The sequence below is a fragment of the Serratia sp. CC22-02 genome (assembly GCF_900182895.1).
In the GTDB taxonomy this organism is placed as follows: domain Bacteria; phylum Pseudomonadota; class Gammaproteobacteria; order Enterobacterales; family Enterobacteriaceae; genus Serratia; species Serratia nevei.
This window is the reverse complement of record NZ_FXUD01000021.1, coordinates 1-7,287: the sequence shown is the minus strand read 5'-3', so window position 1 is coordinate 7,287 and position 7,287 is coordinate 1. Positions and strand designations below refer to the sequence as shown.

The window sequence follows — 7,287 nt, the reverse complement described above, 5'->3', positions numbered from 1 at the left end:
CGATTAAAGTTAATGGCAAACCTCTATCATCGGACGTCAATTTGTTGGCTGGTGATGTTAATGCGTATAACAAAACTGAATCAGATGGACGATATCTGGCGAAGTCTGGAGGACAGCTCACCGGGCCGGTAAAAACCAGTGCTGAGATCCAATCAACAAATCCCGATAACTACCGGCTGATCGGCGGCGGGTTCGGTTCATTCTGGCGGAATGATGGCAACAGGCTTTACCTGCTGCTGACAAAAGAAAACGACCAGTACGGCACATTCAACAACCTGCGTCCGTTTTCTGTGGATGTCAGAACCGGTGCCGCCGCCTTTGAGTCGGGTATTCATATCGGCGGTAACTGGCCTGCGATCACCACATCCAGCGGGACAACGTGGCACCCGGACGGAAACGTTCAGGGGTCAGCTTGGGGTGGCTACCTCAGTGAATGGCTGAAAAACAATATTAACGGCCGTGTTGACTGGGGTTCCTTTGCGAACCGAACGCATGAGGGATCAGGATGGTGGCGAGACGAGAACACCGGCATTCTCCTACAGTATGGCAGGACGTACACGAAGGGGATTAACGAAAGTGCGAACCTGTGGCAGTCGTTCAACATCCCGTTTACCCAATGGGTCGGGCCGATCCTGATGACGCCCGCTTGGCCGGACAGAAGCACCTGGGATCAGTATTACGACTACGGCGTGCAGCTCGGCAGCCATAACACGCAAGGCTTTAACTGGAACAAACAATGCTACAGCAACGAAGTGCGCACCGACTGGGATAGTGGCATGACGTGGTTCGCGATTGGGAAATAAAAAATATGTATGTTTATAGTGCTGAAAAGAATGCGTTTTACCCACTCTCGATGCTGGAAGATTACGCCGCTGTAGGCGCTTGGCCTGATGACGGCATTGATGTTGATGAGGCTGTGTTTCAGGCGTTCACCGGCCAACCGCCGGAGGGGAAACAACGTGGGGCATCGAAGGGGCGGCCGTGCTGGGTAGACATCCCGCCACCGACTGCGGCGCAACAGCGCACCAGTGCTGAGCGCAGGAAGGCATCCTTAATGGCTTCGGCCGCAAAGGCGATGGCACCGTTGCAGGATGCTGAAAAATTGGGGATTGCGACCGAAGAAGAGGCCGCGTTGCTCAAGAGTTGGGAAATTTATCGGATACAATTGTATCGTCTTGATACTACGTTAAAAACAGTTACATGGCCTAAAGAGCCATGATACGGAAAGCGCCCACCAGGGCGCTTTTTTTGCACTAAAACTCCTGCAAGTTTCAAAAGTCACTTTTGTTAGCCTCTCAACGTACCTACAGAGCCGGAGGAATACGTGCCCACCAGCACCCAAACGCTCGTTATTGCTGTGCTGCTTTCGGCGCTTGGAGGATTAGCTGTTTTCCTTCAGGGGGTGCGGGAGGAAAGGATTAAGCGTGATTGGTTCAACCTGTTTACTGAGCTGGTGATCAGCTTTGTATCCGGCGCCACAGCTTATTACTCAGCTGAGCACCTTCGCTGGGAGGAACCACTTTTACTCCTGGCTGTACTGGTAGCGAGCAATAACGGGCGAGAAACCGTAACCGTGGCGAAAGAGAAGTTTATAGCTGCGCTGCAAAGCATTTTTATTAAAAAGGGGATTTAGATGATCAGTGAAACGTGCCTTGCGCTGGTTGTTGCAGCGGCACTTGCAGATCGCTTTCTGTTTAAGCGAAGAAAAGTACTTGTTCAAGATACCGGATCAGAAGAATACAGCGATGAAGTAATCCGGTTCCCAGTCAGTTTTCTTACGACATGCCGGAATGTGAAAGGCGCAAGAGTTGAATATTGCCTGCGAGATAAGAAAGACCCTACGACGGTGATCACCGGAAAGGCGCGGTCATTATTCATCTCGGAAAAGGGCTTAACTCGAGAGTTTCTGTTTTTCAATCGTCGTTACTTGAAGGAAGGGGATTGGGAGCTGGTTGTACGAATGACCCACGGCGATAGCCGAATTAATCCACTATATCGATTATTCCCTGTTCAATCTGTTGTAACCAAAGTATTCGCCATTCCTGTAGATAAGGTGACGTCTTATGCCCGCTAATCTGTTTTCGAAGAACGGGCAGACCTACGCCGTCCTGGACTTCAACAATCTTAATGACAAAGGCCTAGAGCCATTAAAAAAAGCTGTGACGAAAGCAGGCGCAGAAATCGTTAAGGTTATTCCTGCCGGTACTGCTCGAAAAAAAGACGGGGTACGTATACGTACATTTGGCTTGAAAGCCTTGGACGAGCAAGAGGTGTCTGTACAAGTCAATGATTCTGGTGATATCTCCGCTATTTCACTGAATAAAAAATCTATTCCATTCACCGGCGCCAAAGACCTCGAGACACTCGCGAAAATCATAGCTGGCGCCATTACCTCTAATGCCCAAACGTTCGCAAAATCTCTTGCTCGCAAACTGGCTAAAGCCGGTCGAGCGGAAACCCCTCGCCAAAAAAGCGGCCTGAAAACTAACGCGCAGCGACTCGCTGAGCAAAATGGTCGTATTGATGCAGCCAAAGGGAGGATCGCCTCTGCTCAGGCTGTCACTCTCGAGCGCAACAACAGTTTGCAGGATAAGCGGAATCGGGCCGAGGCTTTGAAAAACCAACTGCGTGCTGAACAGGCCGAAGGGCGTAGGTTGAAAACTGAATTTGATACTCTGAAACGCGAGGTGGATGCATGAGTAACCCATATCATCCCGTGAATGGGATGCTGATCGTCGATCGTGGCGACTATAACTTAAGCCAGGTATCCAATGCTGAGTATTCATCTTTGCTTGAAGGAGCTGGTGAGGCTCAAATGCTAGAAAGTGTTACGGTTGAAGAGGTCGAGTGTTCCTATATGGGGGACTACCTTTCCGATCCGCAGAGTACAGCGATGTTTGAAGCCATTAGCACCACAAAAAACCGCTTATCCCAAACTATGCGCGCATTTGTTCGCATACTCAATTCAGGTCTAAATGGTACGGGAATCAAAGCCGGCACCGATGAAGCCGGCACCGATGATACCGGAGTGACGACAGCTGGTGGGGCTGAAATAGGTAATGTTCGTAAGGTGGCGGGCATTCCAGTTATGACCGCAAAAATTCCGCTCACCGACGGTCAAAGTGTCTCACTCTTGTTTCATAGCCCAACGGCTGACATTAAGCTCAAGGCACAGGATGTGCTTGTCGCATTCAAATTCCTGCTTAATAAGCGAGATGTTACACATGTTGTGGCGCCGATCGGCGGCCGTGATATATCCCTAAATCAAACTGCTCAAACGCTCTCGAATCTGATTGAAAAAAACAGTGCCAAATTTACCAAAAACCGCGACAAGCATAGCAAGTTGAAGCTGGCCGCTGAAGCGGCTGAGGTTGAAGCGGAACGTCTTGAAGATCTCGCAGTCGATGAAATGGCTAAAGCCGATGAGATGGCGCCACAATTGGCAGATATCGACTCGCAAATTGAAGACTACAGCAACAGCCTTCGCCGACAGACTTCAGAAAATGAGCGATTAAACGCAGCGATTGAGACGCTGAAGAAAAAAAAGGCTCAAAAGCAGGGCCAGGAGCCTATTCACGCTACTGTTGATGATGAAACTGCGAACCTAGGGGGGCATACGGTTCCCCTGGCGAGTATCCAGACTGGCGCGATAACCCCTACGTTGAAAAAAGCGTCAGTATCGGGTGCGAACCCAGTTTGGTATTCACAAAGCAACGGGGATCAGATCTCGCTTTCCGGCTCAGTCACTATCAATGGGAGTGGCCCGTCGCCAGAGGCCATAGCCTATAAGCAAAAATACAAGGCTGCTAAAAATGCCGGGTATCGATATACCTATTTCCGCATTTCCGGTCTGCAAGGTATATATGTCTTTGTGAAAGATGGACAAGTTCTCACAAAAGCTGGTTTTGACGCTATCAGTACAGCTGAAACAGAACAACAAAGCGCAGCAGCAGCAGTCGCGGATAATGATGATGACACCAGTACGCAAAGCGGGGCGTTTTATTATTATGGCCTGAAAGCTCGCCCGAATTGGCGCCCAGGTGGAGCGGTCAACACCTATGATTCTGAGGGGTTCATTTCTTCCGGGATAAAGACTGAACGGACTATTACTGGGAATGACATTCGCTATGGTGTGGCGGTGTACAGTAGCCCACTCAGTGCGGAGAAAGTAGCCGACTATGAATTGGTCGACCTGCAATACACCCTGGAAGAGAAAGCGGCATTTTCAAGCATTGAGTTACTGAAGCCACTAATCGCCAAATTGAAAGGCGATGATCCTCACGCAACCAGCCAAGACTTTTTACGAAACTACCTGACGAAAAATGGCCCCAACTCTAGTGCCCTTCCTGCTGGATTATCCCTCGGAACTATCATCAGAAATTTGCGCGTTATAGGTATTTCACAACGCAAAAGTGCGACAGGAGTTTTAGAAACCCTATTCAATGACGTTCCCGCAGCCTCACCAGCCGTCGTTAATGGAGTGCCACCAGCTCCCCCGGCTGTCGCAACCGATCCGGTGCCAGAAGGGCCACAACCTGAACCATCCGACCAATTTAGTGATGCTGACATGTTAACGAAGAAAGCCGTTGATTTCTTAAATGAAATTCTGACGCTGCAAACTAATGATATGGACGAAATTCGTGAGGCGCGCGGAAACACACGACAGGCGATCGCGTCGTTAGCTGAGTCCGGGGTTTATGACGAGCATGAAACCTTGGTAAACGATGTTGCTAAGCATCTTTCGGATTTGTTAGTGGCTATCCAGCGTGAGGGCGTTGCTGCATGACTCTATCTGCAATTGAACGACTCGACCTTGCCGATCAGCTGGATGAACTAATGCGGAAGTCTTCCGGCGTTAAGGGGCTAGAAAAGCTTGATGTAGATGACCTTATCGATGAGGTAATGGTAAAGCTCGGATACGGTGCAACAAAACCGGCGCCGGCGCCTAAACCAGCCACTTCGGCAAATGATGATGACCATGACTCTCAACCCCAAGTTGTCGCCGACTTCTTGGGAGGGAAGTTTAACCAATCAGGTAGGGATGATTTCATCCGCGTACTGGACGATTTAACCCTTTTTGTGGGTGAGTACTTGAGTTTTGAGGATGTACAAATCGGCGCCTCCAATTGGGTGCGCCAGAATCACCCTGAAGCGGCTTAATTCATGCGCTAGGCCCGTGTGAACGGGCCTTTTTCGGATATGACAATGCAAACAGTTATAGAAAAAATACAAAATACCTCCAGCATTAAAGCGCTGGTGGAGGTAATACGTAATGCTCTAAGGAATGGACGGAAATCTTATGTTGTTACAGCAAAAGGCGAGGAAGTTAAGACTCAGTTTGAGGTGATCGATGCTTCAATGCTTCTGGTATCCAATCATCTAGATGGCCGCATAAACGAGGCTTACCCTCAAGAACTCCAGCCGCGTGATCGCACTCGTTTTTCCAGCAAATTGCAGGTCAATAATATCTCCCGATCATTAAGGCCTGCCCAACTAACTGACTCCGGCTTATCAAGCCACGGAGCGCCGATCATCGGTGAGGATAATGCAGTCGAGTCAGGTAACGGTCGCAGTATGGGTATAATTCGGGCGTATGCCGAGGGGCGAGCAGACGACTACCGCTCGTTCCTTATGAAACATGCGCGTGAATACGGTGTGCGGGCCAGGGATATCGAACAGATGGAAAGGCCTATTCTGGTGCGCCGGCGCCTAACTGAAGTTGACCGGGTGAAGTTTGCAAAGGACTCGAACCTTTCAGATTTACAGGAAATGTCAGCCAGCGAAAAGGCCTTTGTAGACGCAGAAAGCATAACCCCTGCGATGATGCAGCTCTTTGCACCCTCAGATAGTGGCGATCTGCTATCACGCTCCAACGTGGCCTTTGTCCAGGCATTCATGGATGAGATCGGTGCGACGGCTGTCGCCGGCTTGTTAACTGAAGACGGCCGGCCGACAAGACAGCTTATCGATAGGATGCAAAACAGCATTTTCGCTAAGGCCTATAAGGACATTCGGTTGGTGAAAATGGTATCTGAAGAGCCTGATCCAGAAATGCGTAATGTTTTAACCGCCCTCAATTCTGCTGCCAGTGACTTTGCGCAAATGGTCATGCTTTCCGGTGATGTGCACAGGGAAACGGTTGGATCTCTGGTTGAAAGTGCTGGCGAGGTATATTCCCTAGATAAAACCGCCCTAGGTGCTTTGAAAGATGCGATAGACCTGGTGCGGCGATCGAAGGAATCCGGTCAGCATATCAATGATGTTATTGCGCAAGTGGGGATGTTTGAGGAAGCGACGGATGAAGCAAAAGCCCTGGCCCTTTTCATTGTTGAAAATAACCGGTCAGCTAAGCGGATGGGGCAAGCCTTCAAACTGATGGCTGAGCGTATCAACGATGAGTTGATACACCAACAACAGGCAATGGGGGATATGTTTGGCGGCGGCAGCGTGTCACTTGAGGATGTCTTGCAGATGGTTTCAAACCAGATGCAGCTCGAAGGTGGCAAGGGATTAACGGGGGCGCTTTTTGAATCGTCAAAAAAGCGTGATGACGCCGTGCTCCCTGTGCTGCGTAATGCAAGCAGTATTCAAGGTATGAAGCGCATCATTGAGGCATTGACGTTTGACGGTAGCGGCTCTTTATCAACGCTAGCCGCAGCTGTGAACGCGGCGATAAAAACACTGACTAAGACCAACATCAATGACGCGGCGGCGTTGAAACGATATCAAGCTTTGACCGCAAGTATCCTTGGAAAAAAAATTGAAACGTTCACGGATCGATATGGCCGGACAAGCCTCTATACGCTTCATCCATTAATTCGTAATGCTCACATGTTCAAGCAACCAGATTGGTCTGCTCTCTTTAACTCTGGACAAATCTTCCAACTACATAACGCTATTAAGCTTGTGATGAAGGAAGAGGCTGAGCGTGAAGTGATTATTGCGGCTGCCCGTGAAGCTTATCCAGTTATCAGTAAAGTGATTGGCCGCTCCCGCACTCTGACTCAGGGTTATATGTCCGCGATGGGGATAATGCTACCGGAATACCGGCCGGCGGTAGCATACAAAGCAATTGTCTCAGCCTCTGGTGATAAAGGTAAAAGCACGTTGAGTGCAACAGGCGCCAGTGTGGCCGTAATGTACGATGTGGATCGTGGTAGAGAGATGATGAGGGAGGGGAATGTAACGTCTGAGGCTGAAGGGGCCAAGGAAAGATACGCTGGTCATGTATCGAGGATAAACACGCGTATCAAGTCACTTCAAGAGAGTGATCAAGAGGTTGTATCA

The 7,287-nt window shown here is 49.6% G+C and carries 7 protein-coding genes and 1 pseudogene; all 8 read left to right on the top strand.

The genetic code is table 11. From position 1 onward, the window contains the following. The coding region (locus tag QOL81_RS25560; protein WP_502950672.1) for a phage tail fiber protein at window positions 1–803 on the top strand (803 nt) is incomplete at its 5' end. Next, window positions 782–1,219 carry a tail fiber assembly protein gene (locus QOL81_RS25555; RefSeq protein ID WP_283440163.1) on the top strand — a complete coding sequence of 146 codons (438 nt, stop codon included), beginning with the start codon at window positions 782–784 and terminating at the stop codon, window positions 1,217–1,219. The genes QOL81_RS25560 and QOL81_RS25555, both read left to right, overlap by 22 nt. 105 nt (window positions 1,220–1,324) lie before the next feature. After that, window positions 1,325–1,633 carry a phage holin family protein gene (locus QOL81_RS25550; RefSeq protein ID WP_283440162.1) on the top strand — a complete coding sequence of 103 codons (309 nt, stop codon included), beginning with the start codon at window positions 1,325–1,327 and terminating at the stop codon, window positions 1,631–1,633. After that, window positions 1,634–2,074, top strand: coding sequence for a hypothetical protein (locus QOL81_RS25545; RefSeq protein ID WP_283440161.1), 441 nt, complete (start codon window positions 1,634–1,636; stop codon window positions 2,072–2,074). Next, the gene (locus QOL81_RS25540) at window positions 2,064–2,699 is read left to right on the top strand and encodes a defense against restriction DarA-related protein (RefSeq protein ID WP_283440160.1); all 636 of its coding nucleotides are present in this window, start codon (window positions 2,064–2,066) and stop codon (window positions 2,697–2,699) included. Before QOL81_RS25545 ends, QOL81_RS25540 begins: the two co-directional genes overlap by 11 nt. Further along, window positions 2,696–4,786, top strand: a complete 2,091-nt coding sequence (darA, locus tag QOL81_RS25535; protein WP_283440159.1) for an antirestriction phage head protein DarA — start codon at window positions 2,696–2,698, stop codon at window positions 4,784–4,786. The genes QOL81_RS25540 and darA overlap by 4 nt, the downstream gene beginning before the upstream one ends. Beyond that, window positions 4,783–5,160: a ddrA gene (locus QOL81_RS25530; protein WP_283440158.1), complete on the top strand. Its 378-nt coding sequence runs from the start codon at window positions 4,783–4,785 to the stop codon at window positions 5,158–5,160. The genes darA and QOL81_RS25530 overlap by 4 nt, the downstream gene beginning before the upstream one ends. A gap of 45 nt (window positions 5,161–5,205) precedes the next feature. Further along, window positions 5,206–7,287, top strand: a pseudogene (locus QOL81_RS25525) (hypothetical protein); the annotation flags it as partial.

Coding starts and splice junctions, on each gene's coding strand:
- QOL81_RS25545 (WP_283440161.1), top strand. CDS start 1,634: ATGATCAGTGAAACGTGCCTTGCGCTGGTTGTTGCAGCGGCACTTGCA.
- QOL81_RS25540 (WP_283440160.1), top strand. CDS start 2,064: ATGCCCGCTAATCTGTTTTCGAAGAACGGGCAGACCTACGCCGTCCTG.
- darA (WP_283440159.1), top strand. CDS start 2,696: ATGAGTAACCCATATCATCCCGTGAATGGGATGCTGATCGTCGATCGT.
- QOL81_RS25530 (WP_283440158.1), top strand. CDS start 4,783: ATGACTCTATCTGCAATTGAACGACTCGACCTTGCCGATCAGCTGGAT.